This window comes from Tropicimonas isoalkanivorans, from assembly GCF_900112335.1.
Classification (GTDB): domain Bacteria; phylum Pseudomonadota; class Alphaproteobacteria; order Rhodobacterales; family Rhodobacteraceae; genus Tropicimonas; species Tropicimonas isoalkanivorans.
Map to the genome: position 1 here is coordinate 507,078 of NZ_FOLG01000002.1, position 24,700 is coordinate 531,777.

At 65.1% G+C, this 24,700-nt stretch carries 20 protein-coding genes and 1 tRNA gene; 10 read left to right on the plus strand and 11 right to left on the minus strand.

Annotated elements, in window-relative coordinates:
• Positions 1-114 precede the first annotated feature (114 nt).
• A complete protein-coding gene (locus BM075_RS06660; protein ID WP_093359857.1) occupies positions 115-729 on the minus strand; it encodes a response regulator transcription factor in 615 nt (204 codons plus the stop codon).
• 273 nt (positions 730-1,002) lie between these two features.
• Here BM075_RS06660 and BM075_RS06665 point away from each other — a divergent pair, with 273 nt between their 5' ends.
• From BM075_RS06665 to BM075_RS06675, 3 genes are all read left to right on the plus strand, one after another.
• Complete coding sequence (locus tag BM075_RS06665; RefSeq protein WP_093359858.1) at positions 1,003-2,412, plus strand: WecB/TagA/CpsF family glycosyltransferase; 1,410 nt, start codon at positions 1,003-1,005, stop codon at positions 2,410-2,412.
• A 129-nt stretch (positions 2,413-2,541) separates the two neighbouring features.
• On the plus strand, positions 2,542-3,066 hold the full coding sequence (locus tag BM075_RS06670; protein WP_093359859.1) for a putative pterin-binding protein: 525 nt from the start codon (positions 2,542-2,544) through the stop codon (positions 3,064-3,066).
• A 21-nt stretch (positions 3,067-3,087) separates the two neighbouring features.
• Positions 3,088-5,697 (plus strand): hybrid sensor histidine kinase/response regulator, encoded by a 2,610-nt coding sequence (locus BM075_RS06675; RefSeq protein WP_093359860.1) that lies wholly within the window; start codon positions 3,088-3,090, stop codon positions 5,695-5,697.
• Positions 5,698-5,749: 52 nt separating this feature from the next.
• Here BM075_RS06675 and BM075_RS06680 read toward each other — a convergent pair whose 3' ends face one another.
• The 3 genes from BM075_RS06680 to BM075_RS06690 form a co-directional block, all read right to left on the minus strand.
• The gene (locus BM075_RS06680; RefSeq protein ID WP_093359861.1) at positions 5,750-7,705 is read right to left on the minus strand and encodes a multiheme c-type cytochrome; all 1,956 of its coding nucleotides are present in this window, start codon (positions 7,703-7,705) and stop codon (positions 5,750-5,752) included.
• A gap of 344 nt (positions 7,706-8,049) precedes the next feature.
• Positions 8,050-8,125, minus strand: a tRNA-Thr gene (locus BM075_RS06685).
• Positions 8,126-8,393: 268 nt separating this feature from the next.
• On the minus strand, positions 8,394-8,675 hold the full coding sequence (locus BM075_RS06690) for a DUF2312 domain-containing protein (protein WP_093359862.1): 282 nt from the start codon (positions 8,673-8,675) through the stop codon (positions 8,394-8,396).
• Positions 8,676-8,813: 138 nt separating this feature from the next.
• On the opposite strand from BM075_RS06690, the gene BM075_RS06695 reads away from it, so the two are divergent.
• Entirely contained in the window at positions 8,814-9,029 is a 216-nt protein-coding gene (locus BM075_RS06695) for a hypothetical protein (RefSeq protein WP_093359863.1), read from the plus strand.
• Between the two features lie 6 nt (positions 9,030-9,035).
• Here the strand turns inward: BM075_RS06695 and BM075_RS06700 are convergent, their stop codons facing one another.
• Together BM075_RS06700 and BM075_RS06705 are read right to left on the minus strand one after the other, a co-directional pair.
• Positions 9,036-11,072 carry a 3-hydroxyacyl-CoA dehydrogenase family protein gene (locus BM075_RS06700; protein ID WP_093359864.1) on the minus strand — a complete coding sequence of 679 codons (2,037 nt, stop codon included), beginning with the start codon at positions 11,070-11,072 and terminating at the stop codon, positions 9,036-9,038.
• 107 nt (positions 11,073-11,179) lie between these two features.
• Positions 11,180-11,509: a TraR/DksA family transcriptional regulator gene (locus BM075_RS06705; RefSeq protein WP_093359865.1), complete on the minus strand. Its 330-nt coding sequence runs from the start codon at positions 11,507-11,509 to the stop codon at positions 11,180-11,182.
• A gap of 125 nt (positions 11,510-11,634) precedes the next feature.
• On the opposite strand from BM075_RS06705, the gene BM075_RS06710 reads away from it, so the two are divergent.
• Positions 11,635-12,063 (plus strand): protein tyrosine phosphatase family protein, encoded by a 429-nt coding sequence (locus BM075_RS06710; protein WP_093359866.1) that lies wholly within the window; start codon positions 11,635-11,637, stop codon positions 12,061-12,063.
• 172 nt (positions 12,064-12,235) lie between these two features.
• Here the strand turns inward: BM075_RS06710 and BM075_RS06715 are convergent, their stop codons facing one another.
• The 5 genes from BM075_RS06715 to BM075_RS06735 all read right to left on the minus strand — a co-directional run bounded on the left by BM075_RS06715 (position 12,236) and on the right by BM075_RS06735 (position 18,396).
• Positions 12,236-13,384 (minus strand): FliM/FliN family flagellar motor switch protein, encoded by a 1,149-nt coding sequence (locus BM075_RS06715; RefSeq protein WP_093359867.1) that lies wholly within the window; start codon positions 13,382-13,384, stop codon positions 12,236-12,238.
• A gap of 108 nt (positions 13,385-13,492) precedes the next feature.
• Complete coding sequence (locus BM075_RS06720) at positions 13,493-16,195, minus strand: ATP-binding protein (RefSeq protein WP_093359868.1); 2,703 nt, start codon at positions 16,193-16,195, stop codon at positions 13,493-13,495.
• The gene (locus BM075_RS25090; protein ID WP_342741235.1) at positions 16,192-16,611 is read right to left on the minus strand and encodes a hypothetical protein; all 420 of its coding nucleotides are present in this window, start codon (positions 16,609-16,611) and stop codon (positions 16,192-16,194) included. The genes BM075_RS06720 and BM075_RS25090 overlap by 4 nt, the downstream gene beginning before the upstream one ends.
• Before the next feature lie 10 nt (positions 16,612-16,621).
• The gene (locus BM075_RS06730) at positions 16,622-17,005 is read right to left on the minus strand and encodes a response regulator transcription factor (protein ID WP_093359869.1); all 384 of its coding nucleotides are present in this window, start codon (positions 17,003-17,005) and stop codon (positions 16,622-16,624) included.
• Between the two features lie 77 nt (positions 17,006-17,082).
• Positions 17,083-18,396 carry a helix-turn-helix transcriptional regulator gene (locus BM075_RS06735; RefSeq protein ID WP_093359870.1) on the minus strand — a complete coding sequence of 438 codons (1,314 nt, stop codon included), beginning with the start codon at positions 18,394-18,396 and terminating at the stop codon, positions 17,083-17,085.
• 213 nt (positions 18,397-18,609) lie between these two features.
• Between BM075_RS06735 and BM075_RS06740 the strand changes: the two genes are divergently transcribed.
• From BM075_RS06740 to BM075_RS06760, 5 genes are all read left to right on the plus strand, one after another.
• A complete protein-coding gene (locus BM075_RS06740) occupies positions 18,610-20,001 on the plus strand; it encodes a substrate-binding protein (protein ID WP_093359871.1) in 1,392 nt (463 codons plus the stop codon).
• A gap of 102 nt (positions 20,002-20,103) precedes the next feature.
• Positions 20,104-21,135, plus strand: a complete 1,032-nt coding sequence (locus BM075_RS06745; protein ID WP_093359872.1) for a branched-chain amino acid ABC transporter permease — start codon at positions 20,104-20,106, stop codon at positions 21,133-21,135.
• Between the two features lie 3 nt (positions 21,136-21,138).
• Complete coding sequence (locus tag BM075_RS06750; RefSeq protein ID WP_093359873.1) at positions 21,139-22,362, plus strand: branched-chain amino acid ABC transporter permease; 1,224 nt, start codon at positions 21,139-21,141, stop codon at positions 22,360-22,362.
• A gap of 13 nt (positions 22,363-22,375) precedes the next feature.
• Positions 22,376-23,131, plus strand: a complete 756-nt coding sequence (locus tag BM075_RS06755; RefSeq protein WP_093359874.1) for an ABC transporter ATP-binding protein — start codon at positions 22,376-22,378, stop codon at positions 23,129-23,131.
• Between the two features lie 103 nt (positions 23,132-23,234).
• A complete protein-coding gene (locus tag BM075_RS06760; protein ID WP_093359875.1) occupies positions 23,235-23,990 on the plus strand; it encodes an ABC transporter ATP-binding protein in 756 nt (251 codons plus the stop codon).
• Positions 23,991-24,700 lie beyond the last annotated feature (710 nt).

Consider the following 24,700-nt stretch of genomic DNA (forward strand, 5'->3'; position numbering starts at 1 on the left):
GGCGGCTCTCCTTTGCCGCCAAATCTATCGTTATGCGACCGTCACCGCTGCGCCGCCGAGGGATAGCCGTCAGGGCATCGGGAGACCGACCTATCCTTTCGGATGGGGTGCGGCTCAGAAGAGACCCGCATCCTTTGCCACCATCGCAGCCTGGGTGCGGTTGGCCACACCAATCTTGCGGTAGAGCGTTTTGACGTGGAGCTTGACCGTCGGCTCCTGCACGTCGAGATCGCGGGCGATCTCCTTGTTGGACTTGCCCTGCGTCAGCCCCTCCAGCACCTGCAACTCGCGCCGAGACAGCTTGTCGGCCAGCGCGTTCTTCGGCGCTTCCACCTCGGCGGTCATGAAGTCGAGGGGGGCATATTGTTCCCCCATCGCCATGAACCGCACCGCATTGACCAGGGACTTGGCCGAGAGCGTCTTTGGCAGAAAGCCGGCCGCGCCGAGAGCCAGAGCCTCTTCCGCCACATCCCGCGCCGCCATGCCCGATACGATCGCCACCCGTTGCCCCCGCCCGGCATCCATCGCGCGCTTCAATCCGTCCAGGCCGCTCATCCCCGGCATGTTGTAATCCAGCAGGACAAGATCGAAGCTATCGTCCCGATCTATGGCCTCCAGCGCCTCGTCGAGGGTGGAGGCGCTCGCGGTCTGAATGTCGCTCTCGTTTTCCAGGAAGGCCACGAGCGTGTCGCGGAGCAGGTCGTGATCGTCCGCAATCAGTATCTTCATCTGCGCCTCCCGCCGTTCTGGCGAGGAAATCATAGCGTTACGCCATGTTTTGTCACGGGTGGAAACGGCGCCCATCCAAAGGGAGGACCTATCCCAAGGGAGTGCGCCCCGTCACGCGTGGGCAGGACGACCTCACCTTCCGGATGGCGGCGAACTTCGGGCGGCGAGGCGGAGAGCCGTTGTTCCCCGCGCCCTCTCCGTCCGCTTCGTTGTCAGACGGGACGCCGGACGCAACCTTTCTGGGCAACCGAAACCCCGTTCACGGAGCGTCCGATGACCCTCGCCATCTCCCCCCAAAGCTATATCTCACCCGCCCCTCAGCAGATCGCCCGCCCAGCCACAACGGCTGCGCCCAGTGTCGGAACCGTGCAGCTCTTTGGATTGGACGTCGCCGATGCCGATCCGGCCTCCGTCGTCCGCCGCCTGCTCGATGGCGGCAAGCGCCGGGTGGCATTCCTCAATGCCCATTGCGCCAATGTCCTATCGCGGGACAGCGCCTATGCCGAGGCGATGGCAACGGCGGACACGATCCTGCCGGACGGTATCGGCGTCGACCTGGCCGCACGGATGACCGGGCGGCGCCTGACGGCGAACCTCAACGGCACGGATTTCACCCCTCGCCTCCTGCGCGAAGCGGCCCGGCGCGGGATGTCCGTCTACCTGATGGGCGCCGAACCGGGAGTTGCGGACAAGGCGGCCGATCGGCTGTGTCTCGACATCCCCGGCCTGCGCATTGCAGGCACGCGGGACGGCTATGCCGGTGCGGCCGATACCGACGCTGCGATTGCCGCGATCAATGCCTCCGGTGCCGACATCCTGATCGTCGCCATGGGGGTGCCCCGTCAGGATATATGGCTGGCCCAGAACGCCCACCGTCTTGCCCCGCGCCTGAGCCTCGGCGTCGGCGCCCTGTTTGACTTCCTGGCCGGCCGCGTCCGCCGGGCACCCGAAATTGTGCGTCGCTCCCGCATGGAATGGGCGTGGCGCCTGGCGATGGAGCCCCGGCGCATGGCCGGCCGCTACCTTGTCGGCAATGTCACCTTCATGGCGCGCGCTGCCCGCCATGCGATTGCGGCCGCAGACGGCAACGCCGCGATCAAGCGGTCCATGGACATAACGCTTGCGGGTACGGCGCTGCTGGCGCTCTCTCCGCTCCTGCTGTTGGCGGCTCTCGCCGTCAAGCTCAACAGCCGTGGGCCGGTGTTCTTCCGCCAGACCCGGATCGGGCGCGATGGACGGCCGTTCAAGATGTTGAAGTTCCGCTCCATGTACATCGACGCCGAGGCCCGCCGCGCCGCCCTGCTGGCCGGCTCCGACCGCGATGGCATCTTCTTCAAGTCCCGGCGCGATCCGCGCGTGACCCGCGTCGGCCGTTTTTTGCGCCGGTATTCCATCGACGAACTGCCGCAGATCATCAACATCGTGAAGGGCGAGATGTCGGTCGTGGGTCCGCGCCCCTCCCTCCCACAGGAAGTCGCGGCGTTTCCCGAGCGCGCCCATGGCCGTCTGTCGGTGCGCCCGGGTCTGACGGGCCTGTGGCAGGTCTCCGGGCGAGCCGAGATCGGGGCGGAGAAGATGTTCGACATGGACCTCGCCTACGTCGCCTCGCGGACCTGGCTCCTGGACATGGCCTTGATCCTGATGACGTTTCGCGCCGTCCTCGCCGGGCGCGGTGCCTACTGATCCGCGGCGGTACCACGCCGCCAGTCGGGCGACCTATCCGATCGTATAGGTCGCTATACCATTAACCCTCTGATCCGCTCGGTCCTCCATGGTATTGATTGAGCGGTCTGAACGCGAAGGGATGAGGATATGATTGCGACATTGGCCAGATTGACCGGAACAGCCACCCTCGCGGCGCTCGTGTCATGGCCCGGCACCGCCATCGCCGGGGAGCTTGCCCAACCCGAAGGCGAGGTCGTTCTTACGGTCAGCGGCAATATTTCGGAGACAAATGGCGACGGGGTCGCCCGGTTCGACATGGACATGCTCACCGCCCTGGACGGCCGCACCATCGATACCACGACGATCTGGACGGATGGGGACCAGCAGTTCACGGGCGTCGGGCTGGACACGCTGCTCGATCACCTCGGGGTGGAGGGCGGAACGCTGGCGGCGACCGCGATCAACGACTATTCCGTCACGATACCCGTGGCCGATGCCACGCCCGACGGGCCGATCATTGCGTACAAGCTCAACGGAGAGGCCATGGGCATTCGCGACAAGGGGCCGCTTTGGGTGATCTATCCCTACGACGCCAACCCCGATTTCCAGTCCGAAACGATCTACGCACGCAGCATCTGGCAACTCGACCGGATCGAAGTGATGGCCGAATGACGGGAGGGGGATCGTCCGAAAGTGCCTGAGGCTGGCATCAGCAAGCGCCGCCGCATCGGGATCGCGGCGCGGGGCGGCCGGCTGGTGCTGGCCGCGGTCGTCCTGGGGGCCTTCGCCGGCGCGATCCTCAGCCTGACGATCCAGGTCAGCAGGCACCTGAACTCCCTGAACGTCGCCCGCTCCGACAACGTTCAATGGACCCTATCGCAGCTCGAGGTGGACTACCTCCTGCTCCAGATGGCGCTGCGCGAAGCGGAAGATGACAGCGCGGCCTCGCTGGCTCAGGTCCGTCGGCGGTTCGACCTGTTCTACAGCCGACTCGCAACCATCGACAAAGGCACGGCCTACACACCGCTCAAGTCGGAGTTTTCCTTTTCGCAGGATCTCCAGCCGGTTCAGCAGTTTCTTGAAGACACCTTGCCGCTGATCGACGGTCCCGACGCGGCGCTCAGATCGGAACTTTCAGCCCTTGAAACGACCGTCTCGGGCATGAGGGAAAATGTCCGCGGGCTTGCGCTGCAGGGCCTGACACAATTCGCGAAGTATACCGACGAGCGGCGCAAGGACGTCGCCGACACACTCGTGAGTCTGGCCTGGATCATCACCGCGCTTGTCGTGCTCCTGCTGGCGCTGGCCGCGGGCCTGAACCGAATGAACCGCAGCGTGGCGCGCAGTGCCGCCGAGCAGAAAACGCTGGCGGCCCGGATGCGGGCGATTGTCGGCAGTTCGCTCGACGCGGTGGTCGTGATCGACGAAAGGGGGATCGTTCAGGAGTTCAACGGCGCGGCGGAACGGGTCTTCGGCTACACCAGACCCGAGGCGCTCGGCCGGCCAATGGTGGACCTGATCGTTCCCAAACAATACGCGGCGGCCCACAAGGCGGGCATGAACCGGCTGCTGGAAACGGGCGAGCGACGGGTGGTCGGCAGCGGACGGATCGAACTGGAGGCACAACGGAAATCCGGGGAGATCTTCCCGGTCGAGGTGTCGATCGAAATGACGGAAAGCGAGGAGGGCAAGAGTTTCGTGTCGTTCCTCCGGGACATCACCGCAGAGAAGCGCGCGGAGCGGGAACTCGTGGAGACACGGGACAAGGCGCTTGCCGGGGAGAAGGCCAAGGCGGATTTCCTGGCCATGATGAGCCACGAGATGCGCACGCCGCTGAACGGCCTGCTCGGAACCATGACCCTACTTCGCGAGACCGACCTTACGGACCGTCAGGCCACGTATCTCAACAACATGGACGCCTCCGGGCATCTCCTGCTGCACCACGTGAACAGCGTGCTCGATATCTCCAAATTCGAGGCGGGGCGGCTGGAGGTCTCGTCCGTGGCCTTCGATCTCGGCGCCCTTCTGGAAGAGGTCATCGCAGGGCAAAGCAGTGTGGCCACGACCAATTCCAATACCCTCCGCTGCGTCTGGCTGTCGCCCAAGCCGGGGCACGTGCGCGGCGACCCGGTTCGCCTGCGGCAGATCCTGCTGAACCTCGTGAACAACGCCCTCAAGTTCACCTACTCAGGAGAGGTGCGCCTGGAAGTCGAGGCCCATGGAGAGGGCCGCCAAGTGACCTGCGAGTTCCGCGTCATGGACACCGGCATCGGGATTACAGAGGCCGATCAGGCGCGGATTTTCGACGATTTCGAGACGGTCGATACCTCCTACGGCCGCAAGACGGGCGGCACCGGCCTCGGGCTCGGGATCGCCCGCCGCCTGACGAAAGCCATGGGGGGCGAGATCGGTGTGGAGAGCATCGAGGGGGAGGGCAGCCTGTTCTGGGTGCGCATCCCGTTCGAGGTGGTCGCCAAGACCGAACCATTGAACGCAGAACAGGTCCAGTCCCCGCGGGAACAGCCGCTGTCGATCCTGATCGTTGAGGACAACGAGATCAATCGAAGCGTCCTGCACGGCATGCTCACGCTGGACGGCCACACCGTGGCCGAGGCGGCGGACGGCAATGAAGGGGTGGCAATTGCCGGCACACGCGCTTTCGACGCCATCCTGATGGATGTGAGCATGCCGGTGATGGACGGAATTGCCGCCACACGGGCGATCCGCGCGGGCGGCGGCCCCTGCCGGGATGTGCCGATCATCGCCGTTACGGCCCATGCGATGTCCGCAGACAGGGAGAGGTTCCAGGCGGCAGGGATGTCCGGACTGGTCACAAAGCCGATCGAGAGGGACAAACTGCGGCGTCAACTCGCGTTGGTCGACACCCGCCTTGCGCCCGTCGCCCTGCTGTCCCATGCCAACGCCCCGGCGTCGCACCATGATAACGTCGTGGATCTCGATGCGCTGGTGAAAACGCTTGGCGAGAAAAAGGTGCAGACTTTGCTGGCCGCGTTCGTCAGGGAAATGGACGACATGGCAAGAGCCATTTCGTCCGACGACTTCGAGGCGCTACCCATGGAAGACCTGATCGCCGAGGTCCACAGATTGGCTGGATCCTGCGGGTGCTTCGGCGCGAAAAGTCTGCACGAAATGTTGCACCGGGCCGAGACCCTCACCAAAACTGGCGACGACGTTGGCGCACGGTCGGCCATGTTGCAGTTCAAGAACCGGTGGGAGGCCGAGCGACCGAGCTTTTCTCGCCTTCTGACTGGGGCGGAAGAGAACGCGGGGGCGGCGCAGTGAGCTTCGAAGATCGTCGTCGTGGGCTCCGGCAACGAACCTACCTACGAAAAGATCAGAGTTGCGCCGCGAGCGCCTCGAGGTTCGGATCGCCGGGGTTCACCCTCAAAGCGTCCTCGAGCGTCTCTCTTGCCGCGTCCATCCGACCCGCGGCAGCCTCGATGCGAACGATCATCGCCCACGCCTGAACCATTTGCGGGTCCATCCGAACGCTTTCGCGGAAGGCGGTTAGCGCGGCCTGCAGGTTCCGGGTGGTCAATGCAATGCCCCCCAGGACAAGCTGCGTCTCCGGGAAGTCCGCCGTCGCGGCCAAGGTCTCCTGCCATTCCGACATCGCCGACGTAAGCGCGGCTTCGTATCGCGCCGGCATACTGGCAATGGGGGCCGCCAACATTTCACGCGCGGCGGCCTGGCGCACGGCGCGGCGCGCGTCGTCCAGCAGGGGCAGCAGACGCTGAACCATGTCCGTCGGAGCGGCGGCGCGTTGCACCGTGACGGCATTGGACCGAACCATAGGGTCCGGATCCTCGAGCGCGCCCGCCACCGCGGCGGCGTGCCCCGGCGTCGCGAACGGAACAAGCGTTTCGAGAGCCGAGGCGCGGACGATTCCCGGCAGGTCGGACAGAGCAATCTCGACCAGATCGTCGGCCACCGTGCCGTCCCCCTTCCACGCAGCGGCAAAGGTGGTGGCGAAGTGGGGCGCCCGGTTTACCGGGTCCGGGAAACGCTTCTCGATCTCCGCCTGCGCCCAGTACGGACCTTCCTCGGCATGACAGTCGGTGCAGGCGTTCGGTGCGCCGGTGGCGATGGTCAGGTCCGGCCGGGGAATACGGAAGGAGTGGTCGTGCCGCCCGTCCACCCCCATGTAGACCCGTTCGATCATGTGGCAGGAGACACATTGCGCGCCCTCGCTGTCCGGCTCGTGGAAATGGTGCTCCGGCGCGTCGTACTCCGCCAACTTCACCGACGGAAAATCCGGGTTGCCGGCAGGCGAGTGGCAGGCGAGGCAGATACCGTTGCCTTCGCCGTGGTTCTGCGCGCTGTGCACATCGTGGCAATCGCTGCAGGTGACGCCCGCGGCATACATCTTCGACTGCAGGAACGAGCCGTAGACATAAACCTCGTCGAGGATCTGCCCGTCAGGATGATAGAGCCCGGGCCGGAGCGTCGAGAGGCGATAAGCGTCGTGGTAGGGCGTACCCGGAACGGGAGAACCGTCCTGCAACGGGCCGCGGCGGGAATGGCAGCCGGCGCACTGCTGGATCTCGGTTTCGGGATCGCTGGCCGAATAGTCGATTGTCAGCCCCGTCTCACCCAGTCCGGGCCTCGGCCAGTCCGGCAGGGCCGCGCCGTCTTCGTCTGCCCACTCAAGGTGCGCCGCCCCCGGCCCGTGACAGGCCTCACAGCCCACGCCGATTTCGGACACCGTGCTGGAATAGGTCCGCGTGGCGGCATAGTAGTTCCGCCAGTAGTCCGTGGCATGGCATTCCGCGCACCGGTTGTTCCAGGTCTTGTAGGGGCCGGTCCAGTGGAACGCGTCAGAGGCCGGAAGAGTTTGCTCGGCGTAGATGTGGAACCACTCATTGCGCTCTGTATCCCAAGGTACATCAAACGTCTGGTAGCGACCCGGCTCCGTTTCCACAAAATATTGCTGCAGAGGCGTGATGCCGATCACTCCCGCCACCGGCCATTTCGTGATCTTGCCGTCGGGGCCGTCACTCTCGATGAAAAGCGTGTCACCCTCGCGGGTGAAACGGCTCGTCACGCCCTTGTGCGTGAAGCTGGTGTCATTGAAGTCCGCAAGCACCGTATCGGGGTTCGGCTCGGTCCAGGCAAGATCGTGGTGCGAGCCAGTCCAGCTCTCGTGTTCCGCCTCGTGACATTCGATGCACGTCTCAGTCCCGACGTACGCGGGCACTTCGGCCGTGTCGGGACTCTCCTGCCCGAACGCCGGCGCCGCAAGGGCGGACGCGACGGCCCAAACGGCCCGGATAGAAAACAAGCGCGGCATCAAAAGTCTTCCTAAAGGCAATTTGTGGGTAGGCCCCGACCGGATATTTCAGCCAGTGCACATGTCGCCCCATGTCGCAAGGCTTCGATGCCCGGAACGTTCGAAATCAAAAAACCTGACCGCGCTTCCATCCGACGACAATGAAAGTCCGTTTCAGACCCGGCCGGGTTCCTCTGGGAGATCGCCCCCAATCCGTTCGTGACATTGGATCGTGACGGCGCCATCGCGCCGGTTGATAACGGGTGAAACGTCGCATGGCACGGTTTCGGATCGAATGGAGCTTTCAACCCGGACCGAGGTGATGCTCGCACGTATCGGCGAAAGGCAATGTCCGTTCGGGGAGATGGTGCCGGCAGAGGGATTCGAACCCCCGACATCGTGATTACAAATCACGCGCTCTACCAGCTGAGCTATGCCGGCCCAGGGTATCAACCGGTGCTTATTCGCTACGCGGCGTTCGGGCAAGAGCCTCGACGTCGAATAGGTCGGAACAGGGTGATGGAAGGGCCACGTCCGAGCGGATCGTGCACCTGCAGGAGCCGTATGAGGCGGGTATCGAGACGTTTCGCGCACGCCGTGGCGTGCGCTTCATTGGCCCGTACAGGTAGGAGATTCCCGATAGCACTGCGGGGTCACACACCGCTCAGGAGGCGTGCAGGCGCTGGCGTGACGGCCAGCGCCGATGGCCTCACATGCCGAGCGCTTCCTTGTACATCTCAAGCACCGCCTCTTCCTCGGCGATGTCGTCCGGCTCCCGCTTGCGCAGGGCGATCACCTTGCGCATCACCTTGGTGTCGTAGCCGCGTGCCTTGGCCTCGGCCATCACTTCCTTCTGCTGTTCGGCGATGTCCTTCTTCTCGGCTTCCAGCCGCTCGAACCGCTCGATGAACTGCCGCAATTCGGTCGCCGCGACCTTGTACGTCGCATCGCCCGCAGCCTCGCTGCCGATGTCGGATGTCATATCGCTCATGCTTGCCCCGCCCTCGCGTGATTTGACCCATTGGGGAAGCCTCGTCCTATCGGGCCGCGCAGCGCCCTGCAAGGGCGGTTGCGTGCGGGCCCCGGAGGCGGTAGCGCATGCGTCGACCAACGAGCGGAGGGGAGGCCGATGGCTGTGGTGATCTGGATCGGAGCGGCGATCTCGCTGCTGGGGCTTGCCGGAATTATCGGCTGCGTCATCACGGTGGTGCGCGGGCGCCGGCAAGGCCTCGACGATGCGGCGATGCGGGCGCGGCTTCAGAAGGTCGTGGCGTGGAACCTCGGCTCGCTCATGACCTCCGCCGTCGGGCTGGCCATGGTGGTCGTCGGCGTCATCCTTTCCTGAACTGTCTCAGGCGGCGGGCGCCAGGTCACCGAGCCCCGCGCCGCGCCCGACGAGGTCCTCCAGCAAAGGTGGCACGGCCCAGAACCTCGCGTCTTCACTCCGAGCCAGGTGGAGGAAGCGCTGCCGGACCGATTGCAGCCCCATCCGATCCGCCTGGAACATCGGCCCGCCGAGGCTCCGTGGAAACCCCAGCCCGTATATCGCCGCCAGGTCCACGGTGTCCGGACTCTGCGCCACCCCCTCCGACAGTGCGGTGAACCCGGCATGGATCAGGGCGAGCAGACAGCGCTCAAGGATCTCCGCGGGAGTGATCGGCCGTGCTGCGATTCCGGCCTCCCGCCGCGTGCCGTGGAGGAACTGCTCCACCGTTTTGGACGCCAGCCCCTCTGGAATGCCGTCGGGATAGTCGTAGAACCCTTGGCCGGCCGCCTGTCCCGTCCGGCCAGCGAGATAGAGTTGGTCAAGCAGCGCCACGTAGCGGTCGCGCGGATCGCGCGTCGCAGCGCCCGCGCCCCGCGCGTGGAATGCGGCGCTCAATCCCTCGCGGTCGAGCATACGGTACGGGCCAATCGCATAGCCCTCGGCTTCAAGGGCCGCGTCGACATCCGCCGGCAGCGCGCCGTCTTCCAGCAGGTGATCCGCAGCCGAACGGAAACGGTCGGTCAACAGGCCAGCAAGCGAGCGGCCCGTTCGGGCCTGCACAAACGTCCACGCTCCCAGACCTCGGAACACAGTCGCAACGGCGGCGAGGCGGTCGGGAGGCGCCGCCGCGGCAGGGACAAGTTCCACCATGCATCCGGCGCGGAAATTCTCCGTCAGGACGATCCGGATGTCGGCGCCGGACGCGCTCTCGACTGTCGCGGCCGGGTCTTCGGGTGGGACGACCGTGGCGGAAATCGTCTGATCCGCCCAAACCGGTAGCCGCGGGACGCGCCGATCGGGTGATGCGAAGCGGACGACAAGATCCGGCGAATCCCCTTCTTGAGCGATGCCGGAGGTCAGGCGAGCCAGCCGGTCCCGGCGCTCGGCCTCAGAAATACGTCCTGCGGCGAGGTCCGCACTCAACGTCGCCCCTATGCGCGACAACACATCTCCATCGTTGCCGGAGGCGATCACCGCAACCCGAAACCCGGCCTCCAAAAGCGAGACTCCGAGAGCCGCGACACTCCCGCCGCCGCCAACGAGGGTGACCGTTTCAATTCCGTTGTTCGCATCAAGCGGCGCGCCCGCGAAGCGCGCTTCGGCCGCCACTACGTGGCGAAGCGCAACGGCCTCCGGGGCCGTGTGGAGTGCCTCCGCCACTGCCCGCTCGAAGCCTAGACCAGCTTGAAAGGGCAGCACCAACGCCGCTTCCACACACTCGATGATCCGAGCAAAGGCGGTGCCACCACCGGCACCACGAGCGGCATCGACAGCGGCCTTGTACGCTGCGACATCGGCCAACCCCTCGCCCCGGTCACGCGCCGGGCGGGGTGCGACGGCAGCCTCCGCCAGCCGTTCGGCCAACGAGAGCGCCGCCTCGATGACGTCGCCTTGCACAACGCCGTCGAGCAACCCCACTGCCTGCGCGGTCCCGGCCTCTATCGGTTCGCCGCCAAGCAGGAGGCGCAGGGCGATTTCCGCCCCGGCGATCCGAGGTAACCGTTGGGTCGCCCCGCCGCCCTCCAGCGTGCCGGTCGCGATACCCGGAAAGCACAGGCATGGACCTGGGGGCGCGAGCCGAAAATGCGCGGCAAGGGCCAACTCTGCCACGGCGCCACTGGCACACCCTGCGAGCGCCGCCACCACGGGTCTCGCAAATCCCTCGATCGCGCTGCACAGGTCCGCCAGCGCCGGTGCGTCCTCCTCTCCCAGGTCCGCGCCCGTCGGGGCGTCACCCGCCGCGGGGGTCACGAGAACGACGGCGCCGATGCGCGGATCGCCATCCAGGGCATCGAGCGAGGCCAGCAGGGCCGCTCGAACCCCGGCATCCACGGCAATCGCGCCGAGGGCGAGCAACGCCACCGGCCCGATCCGTTCGAGTTGCACCCGGGGATCCGTCATCGCCTGCCTCCTGCCGGCGGCCTTTCTTTCCGGCCGCGCAGGCGCATCAAACCCGCAGGCCGCCCGACTGGCAAGTCATTCAGAGCAGTTTGGAGTGCCCTCCCCGCCTAGCGCTGAAGCTTTGTCGCGCAGGCGGCGCACAGGGGCGTGAACGGCAGGACATCCAGCCGCGCCTCGGCGATGTCGTCGCCGCACTGGACGCATTCGCCGTAGGTCCCCGCCTCGATGCGTTTGAGGGCCGCACGGATCGCCGCCATCTCGGCCTTTCCGGCACGCCCCTCGCTCTCCAGCACCTCGTCGGTTTCTCGTTCGGTTGCAAGTTCCTCCCAGTCCCGCGATTGGTGGCTGTCGAGCTCCGCATCGATCCCGCGAAGTTTCTCCTCCAGAGCCGCCAGACGGTCTTCGAGCTGGGCCTTTCGTTGAAGGACCGCGACCATCGACTTTCTCCTATGGGCAGGTTTCTGACATAACAGGCTAGTGCGCCTGCCCGGCGACGTCCTTGACGCAAATCAAGGCTCAAAACGGCGCTTGACGCCGCTCGATGGTGCAGTGATCAAGGCGCATGGATATACGACCGCTCACCGACACCTTCGCGGTGTCCCCTCAGATCACCTCAGCCGATGTCGCCGAAATTGCGGCGGCGGGCTACCGGACCGTCATCTGCAACCGCCCCGACGACGAAGTACCGCCCTTCGTGCGCGCCGCCGAGATCCGGCAGGCGGTGGAGGACGCCGGGCTGACATTCGTCGACATCCCTATCGTCTCGCGCAATATCAGCCGCTCGGATATTCGGCGCCAGCGCGAGGCCATTCTGGCGTCGGACGGTCCGGTTCTGGCCTATTGCGCCTCCGGCACCCGGTCGACGATCACGTGGATGTTCGGCGCGCTCGAGTCTTCCACACCAGAAGAGCTGATCGAGCGGGCGGTGAAGGCGGGCTATCCCTTGGGGGATCTGCTCCCGCAACTACAGACTGCCGCGAAGAGCTTTTAGGGGCGGTTCGGAAAAGGCAGGCGCTCGGCCTCTCTCGCGCTCAGCCGGCCCGATGAGACCTTCCGGGCGCTGCGACCATTGCCCTTCTTCCGCGTCGCCACCGCATCTCCTGACTGCAAGCGCCTCATCGCCGTTCCAGATACGTGCCCTCCTCTTTCCATTTATACCTGCCTCAATCTGGTTGTGATTGCGGAAGGTCCGGCAAACTATCCAGTGCCATCGGAGCAATCTCCATTTCACCCTCTGCACCGGACATCGCCAACCCGGCGCCTTGCGATGACATGGGCGTCAGCGGCGCGTTGGCATCGTCGGCACTCCCATCAAAAACCGTAGCCGCCGTGGTTCGGTTGGCGGGAATCTCATCACCGGGACCGGGAAGATCGGGCAGCGTGAAAACGGCGTTTGGAGCGGAGTCAGGGCCGGGTATCTGATCGCCGAAGGCCGAGATCCGCACTGCCCGATTGCCCCGGCTCTGACCGAGCCGCCCGACGCCGAAGGGGCCGCCGCCAATCCCGGCGAGGCGCACCCTATCGATGCTGACGGCCGGGAGCGGGATCTCGTCCCCGACCTTCAGGCGCCGGATCTGGGCAAAGGGTAGCTTGAGCCGGTGCATGATCGCCTCCAGCCGCACATCCGCCCCGCGCACCGCGGTGCCGAAGCCCTCGTGCCACGCCTCGTCACGCGGCACCTCCGGCGTGACCGTGTGGCAGTCGTGTACTCCCCCGCGTCCCTCCGCCGGAAGCGCCAGAAGCGCACGCCCCTGGCGGCGCCCTTGGTCGAGGTCCAGCTCCAGCGCGATCATCCTGTAGTCCACATCCTCCAGCAGAAGCCCCAGCGGACGCACACCCTCCACGTGGCTGCCGTATCCGAATCCGGCAGCCCAGCAAGCATCCGGCTTGCCCAGGAACGGACCCTCGAATTCCCGTAGAACGGCGTCGATCAGGTCTGCCGCCAAGGCGGCATCCGTCCGCGTGACCGGGCGCGGCGGAGGCACGGTTTTCCCGATTACACCGGTCATTTGCTTCTCGATTACGGCCGACAGTAACGCATTGTCGAACGACAGGAGGCCCTGTGCCTCCGCCGGGCCATCCAGCACGGCAAGAAGGCCGTTCTCCGGCACCGTCTCAAGGAGATCCGGCAGGCCGCCGGTTCGTTCAGTGCTGGACGCCGCCACAACCGCCAAGGACATCGCCGCCTCCGCCGCTCGGCTCAAGGCGGCGGAAAGAACCCTCGCCGGCGGGACGGGGCGGTCGGACGGACCCGCCTCCTCACCGGCGGCGGTCATTCGCCGGAGCACCGATTGCGCCTCTGACTCAGTCATCGCGACAGGTATCCTTCATCGCCGCCTGGGGGCGCGGCGAAACTGCTCGCGGGCAAGGTGCACCGAAGTCCCTTGGCAAACCGTTAACGCGAGATGGAAAACTGGTGGCTATTCGGCGGCGCGTGCCGCCCCCACTGCCAGGGGCAACGTCACGCGAAAGGCCGCCCCGCCCTGCCCCGGCAGGTATTCGATCGCCCCGCCCAGCCGCTGCATGATCTCCCGGCAGATCGCCAGCCCCAGCCCCGCCCCACCGGCTGCGGCCTGATCGGACAGGCGGGAAAATTTCTCGAAAATGATATCCTGGCTGCGTGCGGGAATACCGGAGCCGTTGTCGATGAAATCGACCACCGCCAATCCATTCTGCCGGCGGACCCGGATGCGCAGTTCAGGTGCGTCGGCATCGCAGTATTTCTTGGCGTTGCCGATGAGATTGATAAACACTTGAGTCAGCCGGTCGGCGTCGGTGATCAGGTCGATCTGCTCGTCCGTCGCATTTCGAAACACCTGCAACCCGCCCGATGCGCGCACTTCGGTCATCGCGCCCGTAGCGGCGATGGCTCGGTCGATCAGCTCGTGCAGCCGTGCCGTGCCCAGCGTCAGACTGACCTGCGCGTTTTCCAGCACGCTGAGGTCGAGAAGGTCGTCGAGCAACCGGGTGAGCCGCACCGCCTCGTCGTGAATAATGCCGGCGTAGCGCTTGTTCTCGTCCTCCGTGAGCCCTCCCTCGCGCAGGATCTCCGCGAAGGCGCGTACCGACGTCATCGGTGTGCGCAGCTCGTGGCTGATCTGGCTCAGAAAGGCGTCTTTCTGGATGGAAAGCTCGGTCAGCTTCTGGTTGGCGTCTCTGAGCTGGCGGGCGGTGCGCTCCAACTCTTCAGACTGCGCCTCCAACCGGTTGGAGTATTCGAGGATCTGCTGGGCCTCGTCGGCGACGCGGATCAGATCCTCCACCAGTACGGCCGAGGAGCCAGCGATCTGCCCAACCATCGCGTGCGCCGTCGCGCCGCCGACGCTGGCGGACAATTCCCGCTCCAGGTGGTCGAGGAACTCCGGCGTCGTGTCGGGCAGGTACCCGGCCTTGCCCTGCGCCGCCGCCTCGGACTGGAACAGCGCCTGCGCATCGTCGGAGCCCAGGATGCGTTGCGCCATCATCAGCAGATCCTCCGCCTTGGCACTGCCCCGGGACCAGCCGCGCGCGCCGAGCGTATGTTCAAAGACGTTGACGATCTGGGCTCCCTGCAGGCGTTCCAAAGGGGTCGGGAATGTGAAGATGGAAAAGCCGCAATAGGCGATTGTGTTGAGCAGGATGGACCAGAAGAGCGTGTGGATCAGTGGGTCCATCCCGGTGATGCCGAAGAGCCCCTGCGGCCGCAGCCAATAGATACCGAGCGGCCCGTCGGCCATCATCGCCGCACTGAAGGGTCCAGCCGCTCCGAAGCTCGGCAGGAACAGCGTGTAGGCCCAGACGACGAACCCCGTCACCAGCCCGGCCGCCGCACCCGCGCGGGTGCCACCCCGCCAGTAGAGCCCGCCGAGCAGCGCGGGCAGCACCTGGCTCACGCCGAGGAATGAGATCAGACCGATGGAGGCGAGCGCCTCCGTCCCGCCGGAGAAGCGGTAGTAGAGGTAGCCAAGGAGCAGCACCCCCGCGATGGAGAACCGCCGCGCCATCAGGACGACCTGCCTGACATCCCCCGCGACCGTCACCCCGCCGCTCTGGCGTGACAGGTAGAGCGGCATGACAATGTGGTTCGAGACCATCGTGGCGAGCGCCAGGGCCGCCACGATGACCATGGAGGTCGCCGAGGAAAACCCGCCGAGGAACGCAAAGACAGCCAGCCCCTCCCGCCCCTCCTTGAGCGGGAGTGTCAGAACGAAGAGGTCCGGATTGGCGTTGGCGGGCATTTCAGCGAGTCCGACGACGGCAATCGGCACCACGAACAGGCTCATGAGGCAGAGGTAGAGCGGGAACGCCCAGGACGCGGTGCCAAGATGCGCCTCGTCGGCGTTTTCCACCACCAGCACCTGGAACATCCGCGGCAGGCACAGGATCGCTGCGGCGGATGTGAAGATCAGCCCTGCCCAACGGGCGGGCACGATCTCCCAGCCGGCAATGGGCGACGCGTCGATGCGGGAGAGCACGTCCGCCGGCCCGTCAGCCAGGCCCCAGACGACGAAGGCGCCGACCGCCATTAACGCAAGCAATTTGACCACCGCCTCCACAGCGATGGCCATGACGACCCCGTAGTGCCGCTCGTTGGTATTGAGGTTGCGGGTGCCGAACAGGATCGTGAAAAGCGCGAGCCCGCTCGCAACCCAGAGACCGGTCGACGCGGGGTTCGCCGGTACCCAGAATTCGGAGTTGGGCACGGCAAAGACGCCAAAAGAGAGCGTGACCGACTGCAACTGCAAGGCGATGTAGGGTGTCGTGCCGACCACGGCCATGACGGTCACGAGGATGCCCAGCAGATTGGATTTGCCGTAGCGGGAGGAGATCATGTCCGCAATGGACGTGATCCGCTGGCTGCGTCCCACCCGGACGAGCTTACGCAGCAGCAGCCACCACCCGGTGAAGACGAGCGTTGGACCGAGGTAGATGGTAATGAACTCCAGCCCGGAGCGCGCCGCATAGCCGACGGCGCCGTAGAACGTCCAGGCGGTGCAGTAGACCGACAGCGATAGTGTGTAGACCAACGGCGAAGACAGCCAGCCACCGATACTCCGTTGCGCGCGGCGATCGGCAAAATAGGCCACCGCAAAGAGAAAGGCGACGTAGGCCAGCGAGATGGCCACAAGCGCGTTGAACGTCATTGCCGGGTCCTGCCGCCGGTCAGAGTGGCGTCGGCTTTGGGGACACGCGCGTCATCTGCGTCCCGCAGCGGTTCGGACAGGCGCCGTTGCAATACAGCGGCGGCCACGATCAGACCGAACCAGACCAGGAAGAGGTAGACGACGCCGCCGGCAGTGCCATGCCCGCGCGCCCACAGGATCGGCATAAGCAGCAGCGCTGCCCCCAGGCCGGGAAGCAGACGGGCGGCGTCCATGATACGGCGGCGACGATAAATCTCGCGCTCCACGAAGAGCGGGGTGCGATTGCGTTCGGACTTCCTCAGCGGCAGTTCGGCCCAGTCGTGCCAGCGCTCCGGGGACGGTCCGTCGGACGCAGACGGGGCCGGACGCGCCTCCGATCCGGGGGGCTTGGCCGATGGCGTGCTCTCGCCGCTCATCGCCGACGCCTCACACGCGACCGAACGCGCCCGACTTCAGCGCATTGACCGTCTTGAGCACCTCCGCATTCGCGAAGGGCTTCGTCATGAAGCAACTCGCGCCGTACCGTTCCGCCAGTTCCCTGTCCCGCCCCTGCCCCTTGGCTGTGAGCATCAGCACCGGCAACGCGGCCGTGGCCGGATCGGCACGAATTTCCTTGAGGATGTCGAATCCCGACTTACCCGGCAGCATGACATCCAGCACCAGCACGTCGGGCGGCGCGGCAACGATCCGGTCGACGGCGGTTGCCCCGTCCAGATGCGTCTCCACCGACCATCCATCGCGCGACAGAATGAAACGGATGGCCTCGATGATATTGGGCTCATCCTCCACCAGCAGAACGCGTTTCGACATACGGTCTCCCCCCCGCAGGACGGCCGACGCCCGAGCGCCGCCGCTGTCGGACACTATTGCCCCATACGGGACACGAGTCAAAATACCTCTGCCATGATCGAGGGCTCCCGACGGGCGGCGCATGCCGCGCGCGGGCAGATCCGGCAGGACGTTCCAAGCTCCAGCGGCTGCTCAGGTTCCGGCACTTGCGCGAGCTCCTGAGGCAATATCAGCATCGCCGCTTCCAGCACTTGCGGGCCGTCGAACCCGGCTGGCTGGCTGGGCTGGCACACGGCATATGCCAGGAAACGACGCGGATTGCGCCCGCCCAACTCCACCCACCGCCGCACCGGCGCCATGGGACGCGACAGTGCCTGATAAAGCGGCCAGAGCGGACAGGCCGCGGAGTAGCGTGGCAGGGGGAAGCCGTCGACTGGCTTTCGAAACGTCAAGGTGCCGGAGCCGTCGCAGCAGACAAGACCGATCTCGGCCCCCACGCGGTCTTTCGGCAAGCTCGCCATCCGCCGGAAAACCGCCGTCAGATTGACGTCGAACCGTGCCGCCAGGGCCGCCGGATCGAAGGCGGAGGCCGTCGCCGCCTCCTGAAAGGCTGCCAGGGGCATATGCTCGGCGTCCTTGCGGTATCGCGTCAGGTGGCTCACCGCCATGGCACCGGCCGCCGAACTCCGTATCGCCTCCGAGCGTTTTACCAGCGTCGCCGGCTCCATGGGCAGCGCCCGCTCCAGGTCGGCGAAGTGGAAGCCGCTTTCCCGCAACCATGTGTCCAACTCCTCCTGCGGCGTGGACGCGGTGAATTCGGTCGAACTCGCCTCGTCCAGATAGCGCACGAGCGCCTCCGCGCTTTCGGCCAGCCGGGCGGATTCCTCGGCCATGTTGCGGTGGAACCGATCCCGCCATTCCGGGTCGATGTCCCGCGTTTCGGCCAGGATCGATGCGGTGGACCGGATGGCCGTGACGGTGGAAATGACCTCGTGCAGCGACGCCGAGAGGAAGGGGTCGTGGGTCATCCGGTCGGACAGGACCTCCACCGAATGCGCCAGGTCGGTCGCGCGTTGCCGGGTTTCCGCCAGCAGCCGCGCCCAGCCGGGGAAGCGACCGACGAATTCTTCCAGCCGCGGCAACTCCTCGGTGGCACCGGCATCGTTTGCGGCCGCTTCGCGGAGCGTGGTCAGCAAGGCCGCCTCCGCCCCCTCGGTCAGCGCGGCTGGCTCGACGCCGAGTTCCCGCGCAATATCTCGAATAAGTTTGCCCCCGATTCTTCGCCGATTGTGCTCGATCAGGTTCAGATAGGACGGAGAAATACCCACAGCCCGCGCAAGGTCCGCCTGTTTTCGCCCAACCATCGTCCGCCGTTCGCGTATCCGGCTGCCTGTAAGGGACGTCCGCGCCATTGATTTTTCCCTACCATCCCAAGGGCTTTCTGCACCGCGTTGAGAAACCTTTGACATACTACAATCGAAATCTGTCTACGTCTTTACAAAAAAACCGTTTTGCGGAAAGGAGTTGTTGCCACAATTGACAATCGGCCCCGATACTCGATGCACACGTGAAAAGGTGGGCTGGTTCGGGAGGACAGTGCCGGCGCACTATTGTGGGAGGAATAGATGTCGAAGTTCACCGTGACGCGCCGTGGCGCGCTGAAGACCGGTGCAGCCGCCGGCGCGGGCCTTGCCCTGCCGACGATCTTCACTGCGGGCGCCGCGCGCGCATTCACCAACGAGCCTGGCGCGTCGTCCGTGACCCTTGGGTTCAACGTACCGCAGACCGGCCCCTATGCGGACGAGGGTGCGGACGAGCTGCGGGCGTATCAGCTCGCAGTGGAGCATCTGAACGGCGAGGGTGACGGCGGCATGCTGCAGACCTTTTCGTCGAAGGTGCTGGACGGCACGGGCATTCTCGGAAGGAAGGTCGAGTACGTCACCGGCGACACGCAGACGAAGTCGGACGCCGCCCGCGCCTCCGCCAAGTCGATGATCGAGAAGGACGGCGCGATCATGATCACGGGCGGCTCGTCTTCGGGCGTTGCCGTCGCCGTGCAAGGGCTTTGCCAGGAGGCGGGCGTGATTTTCATGGCCGGCCTCACCCACTCCAACGACACCACCGGCAAGGACAAGAAGGCCAACGGCTTCCGCCACTTCTTCGACGCCTACATGTCGGGCGCCGCGCTGGCGCCGGTGCTCGCCAAGATGTACGGCAACGATCGCAAGGCTTATCATCTGACCGCCGATTACACCTGGGGCTGGACGCAGCAGGAGTCGATCCAGGCCGCCACCGAGGCACTCGGCTGGGAAACGGTCAACAACGTGCTGACCCCGCTCGCGGCGACCGACTTCTCTTCCTACATCGCTCCGGTTCTGAACTCCGGCGCCGACGTGCTGATTCTGAACCACTACGGCGGCAACATGGTGAACTCGCTCACCAACGCCGTGCAGTTCGGCCTGCGCGACAAGCAGGTGAACGGCAAGAACTTCGAGATCGTCGTGCCGCTCTACTCGCGCCTTATGGCCAAGGGTGCCGGCGAGAACGTGAAGGGGATTTTCGGATCCACCAACTGGCACTGGTCGCTGCAGGACGAGGGCTCGCAGGCCTTCGTGAAGTCCTTCGGCACCAAATACGGCTTCCCGCCGAGCCAGGCCGCGCACACCTGCTACGTTCAGACGCTGCTTTACGCGGACGCCGTGACCCGAGCCAACTCCTTCGAGCCCTGCGCGGTCGTCGAGGCGCTGGAAGGCGGCGACAGCTCCCTGCCCGGCATCGATTCTCCGTCCAACAAGGGCTACCTGTTCGACGGCCTCGGAAACGGCCCGACGCTTTACCGCGCAGCCGACCACCAGTGCTTCAAGGACGTGCTCGTGGTGAAGGGGAAGGACAACCCGACCTCGGAGTTCGACCTGCTGGAAGTCGTTGAAGTCACCCCCGTCGACCAGGTCTGGTACGAGCCCGACCACCCGATGTTCGCCGGCGGCGACCTCGGGCAGTGCAACAACGGCGCCTGACACACTCGGAGTGACCTGCCGGCCGCGCGAAACGCGGCCGGTCTTCCCGGTGTCCCGGACGGCCGCGTCCGGGACACCCATCCATACCTACGAGGTGGGGCGATGGACGCGATCATCCTGCAAATCCTGAACGGTCTCGACAAGGGATCGGCCTACGCGCTGATCGCGCTCGGGCTCACACTCATTTTCGGCACGCTCGGTGTCGTCAACTTCGCCCACGGCGCCCTTTTCATGCTCGGCGCCTTCTGCGCGGTCACCCTGAACCGCCTGCTCACGCTCTCCTTCGAGACGATCGACGAGACCAAGACAGACTTTCTTGGCAACCCGATGAAGGTCAAGACGCCCTATGTGGAAGCCTGGTTCGGCCCGGAAACGGGCGCGGCAATCATCGACTGGGCCGTCCCGCTCTCCATCCTGTTCGCCATCCCCATCATGATCGCCATCGGCTTTGCGATGGAGCGCGGGCTGATCAAGCACTTCTACAAACGTCCCCATGCCGACCAGATCCTCGTGACCTTCGGCCTGGCAATCGTATTGCAGGAACTGATCAAGCTGTTCTTCGGCGCCAACCCGATCCCTACCCCTGCGCCAGACATCTTCCGCGGCAGCTTCGACTTCGGCGTCCTGCTCGGCTTCGACCCGAACGTCATCATCTATCCCTACTGGCGCATGGTCTACTTCCTCTTCGCGATGGTGATTATCGGCGGCGTCTTCGCCTTCCTGCAGTTCACCACGTTCGGCATGGTCGTCCGCGCCGGGATGGCGGACCGCGAAACGGTCGGGCTGCTGGGCATCGACATCGACAAGCGCTTCACCTTCATGTTCGGACTGGCGGCGGCAGTCGCGGGGCTCGCAGGCGTCATGTACGCGCCCATAAACTCTCCGAATTACCACATGGGGATGGACTTCCTCGTTCTCTCCTTCGTGGTGGTGGTTGTCGGTGGCATGGGCAGCCTCCCCGGTGCCGTGCTCGCCGGCTTCCTTCTCGGCATCCTGGAAAGCTTCGCCTCGATGACTTGGGTGAAGGACATCGTTCCCGGAATCGACCAGATCATCATTTACCTGGTCGCGATCATCATTCTGCTCACACGTCCCCGCGGGCTCATGGGCCGCAAGGGCGTGATGGAGGACTAATCCATGCTCGGTCTCGACAAGAAAGACGCGACGATCCTGCTGGTGGTGATCGCCCTGGCGCTGCTCGCTCCCTTCCTGCTGAACCCCTTCCCTTCAAACTCCGGTCTCGCACAGTTCAACGCAGGCTACCCGGACCTGATGCAGCGCTTCGTGATCTTCGGAATCTTCGCCATCGGCTTCAACATCCTGTTCGGGCTGACCGGCTACCTCTCCTTCGGCCACGCAGCGTTTCTGGGCGTAGGGTCGTATTCGGCCGTCTGGATGTTCAAGCTGCTCAGCATGAACGTTCTTCCTGCGATCCTGCTCTCCATCGTCATCGCGGGGCTGTTCTCCGTGCTCATCGGCTACGTCTCGCTGCGCCGCTCGGGTATTTACTTCTCCATCCTGACGCTCGCCTTTGCACAGATGTCGTTCAACCTCGCCTATTCCGTGCTGACCCCCATCACCAACGGCGAAACGGGCTTGCAGCTCACCCTCGACGACCCGCGCGTGCTTGGCCAGACGGCGACGGCCAGCGGCAACATCCCGGCCACGAACGTCTTCGGACTGGAAATGCGGTCGACCTACACGATGGACGTCGGCGCCTGGTCCTTCGACTTCAACGCAGGCTACTACCTCTGCGCGATCATCATGATCCTCGCCTTCTACCTGTCGCTCCGGATCTTCCGTTCCCCGTTCGGACTGATGCTGCGCGCGGTGAAGTCGAACCAGCAGCGGCTGAACTACACCGGCCTTAACCCCAAGCCCTATACGCTCGCCGCGTTCATCATTTCCGGGATGTACGCCGGGCTCGCCGGCGGTCTTCTGGCGTCGATGGATCCGCTGGCCGGCGCGGAGCGGATGCAGTGGACCGCCTCGGGCGAGGTCGTCCTGATGACCATCCTTGGCGGAGCGGGCACCCTGATCGGCCCGGTACTGGGCGCGGGCTTCATCAAGTACTTCGAAAACATCTTCTCGAAGATCAATGACAACGTTCTGCACCAGTGGTTCTCCTTCCTGCCGGAGGGGATGGAAGACACCCTCGTGTTCCTCCTGCACCCCTTCGTCGGCAAGGGCTGGCACCTGACCCTCGGCATCCTTTTCATGCTCGTGGTCACCTTCCTGCCTGGCGGGCTGGTAGAGGGCGGCCAACGCCTGTCCCGCCTCTTCCGTCGCCGCTCCCGCGACACGGACACCACGCCAGACCCGGAACACCACCCCAAGGAATCGCCCCATGTGGCCGAATGAGGAGACCTGAAAGATGGGCATTCTTGAAGTCAAAGGGGTCAACAAACGCTTCGGCGGCCTCCAGGCCCTTGGGGACGTGAATCTCTCGGTGGCCGAAAACACCGTCCACGCCATCATCGGCCCGAACGGGGCGGGCAAGTCCACGCTGCTCAACTGCCTCGTCGGCAAACTCATCCCCGACACCGGCTCGGTCATGTTCGACGGCAAATCGGTGCTGGGACGCACGCCCTACGAGATCAACCAGATGGGGATCAGCCGGGTGTTCCAGACACCGGAAATCTTCGGCGATCTGACCGTCTTCGAGAACATGGTGATCCCCGCCTTCGCCAAGCGCGACGGTGCCTTCCGGATGCACGCCTTCGAGAGCGTCGCCAACGAAAAGGACATTTGCATCCGCGCAGAACAGATGCTGGTCGACTTGAATATGCAGGACAAGATGCGCATGCATTCCGCCTCCCTCTCCCGCGGCGACAAGCGGCGGCTGGAGATGGCGATGTGCCTGCTGCAGGAGCCACGCCTGCTTCTGCTTGACGAGCCCACCGCCGGCATGGCGCGCGCCGACACGAACAACACGATCGACCTCCTGAAGGAGATCAAGGAAAAGCGCGACATCACGATCTGCATTATTGAGCACGATATGCACGTGGTCTTCTCGCTGGCCGACCGCATCACCGTGCTCGCCCAGGGCACCCCGCTCGTCGAGGACGCGCCGGAGAACATCCGCGGCAACCCCAAGGTCCGCGAAGCCTACCTCGGAGAGGCCGCATGACATCCGGATTCTCGTGTCCGAAAATATCCCCGCCGGAGGCGCCCGAAGCCGCCACCCGCGCCGCCGCCGGGCCATCGCGCCGCCGTTCCCAGGAGCCTGAGACATGAACGTCAAACCGGACTTTTCCAAGAACGCCAACATGGCGGCGACGGCGCCGGCCTTCCTGTCGATCTATGACATGCACGCCTACTACGGCGAGAGCTACATCGTGCAGGGCATTTCCTTCAACGTTCACGAAGGCGAGATCCTGGCGCTGCTCGGCCGCAACGGCGCCGGCAAGACATCCACGCTCCGCGCCGTTGCGCGAATGGATGCGCCCCAGGCGACCTATGGCGAGATCTGGCTGGACCACCAGCCGCTGCACAAGATGAAGAGCCACCAGGCCGCTCGCGCCGGCATCGGGCTCGTGCCGGAGGACCGCTCGATCATCCCCGGCCTGAGCGTCGAGGAAAATCTTCAGCTCGCCCAGATCGCCGAGCCTGTGGGCTGGTCCATTGACCGGCTCTACGACCTCTTCCCCCGCCTCGGAGAACGGCGGAAACAGGAGGGCGTGACGCTCTCGGGCGGCGAGCAGCAAATGTTGGCGATCGCACGGGCGCTGGCGCGCGACATCAAGGTGCTGCTGCTGGACGAACCCTACGAAGGCTTGGCGCCGGTGATCGTCGACGAGATCGAAAAGACCCTCATCCACATCAAGGAACAGGGCATCACCACCGTCATCGTCGAGCAGAACGCGGTGCGCGCCCTGGAACTGGCCGACCGTTCGGTCATCCTCGACACCGGCTCCATCGTCTTCGACGGCTCTGCGGCGGAGGTTCTGGAAAACGCCGAACTGCGCGCAGAGTATCTCGCCATCTGATCTTCCTCGCAGAGAAGGGAAGATCGGCAAACTGACGGGCTGCCCTGCAGCCCGTCGTTTTCATTTTGGGCAGGCGGAGACTGACTGAGGACGTGGAAACGCAATTGCAGCGGATTTGACGCAAAGTCGATGGAAGCAACTCGGCGGCGTTAATCCGCAATTCGCGCCTTGCCGGGAATCCTGGTAGCGGTGGGCGGCCTTCGTAGAGGGATCTTCCCCATGTTCTCCATCGGTCTCCGCTCCTGCCCCGACCCTGCGACGGGAATGCAATCTGCTTCCGTGCGGGACAGACGCGTCGCCCCATTTGCGAACGTTGCGCCGACCTCCGGGCTCGCGGACGACGGTGCACAGACCATTGAGGCCCTTAAGTTGGGCGCACTGGCTGTGCGACCGATCTCACAGGATGGCCCGACCGCCGCCGAGCGCACCCATTCAGAGGCGGAGCGCGCGGTTCATCAAACTGCGCCGCTATCCGACGCAACGGGAACGGCGGCCTACCCTGGACAGCCCGCCCCGGCGCCCCCACTGAGGCAGTTCGCCGAGATTCCATCCGTGACCACAGCCGAGATCCAGCGCCTGCGGGAGGAGGTGCATGATGAGGCAACCAAAACCCCGCCGAGGTTCGTGGAAGCGTCCGCAGGGTGGAACAACGCAAGCAGGGCAGCGGCCTCGCCCAACGCGCCCGCTCATGCCGTGCGACAAGATCTAGT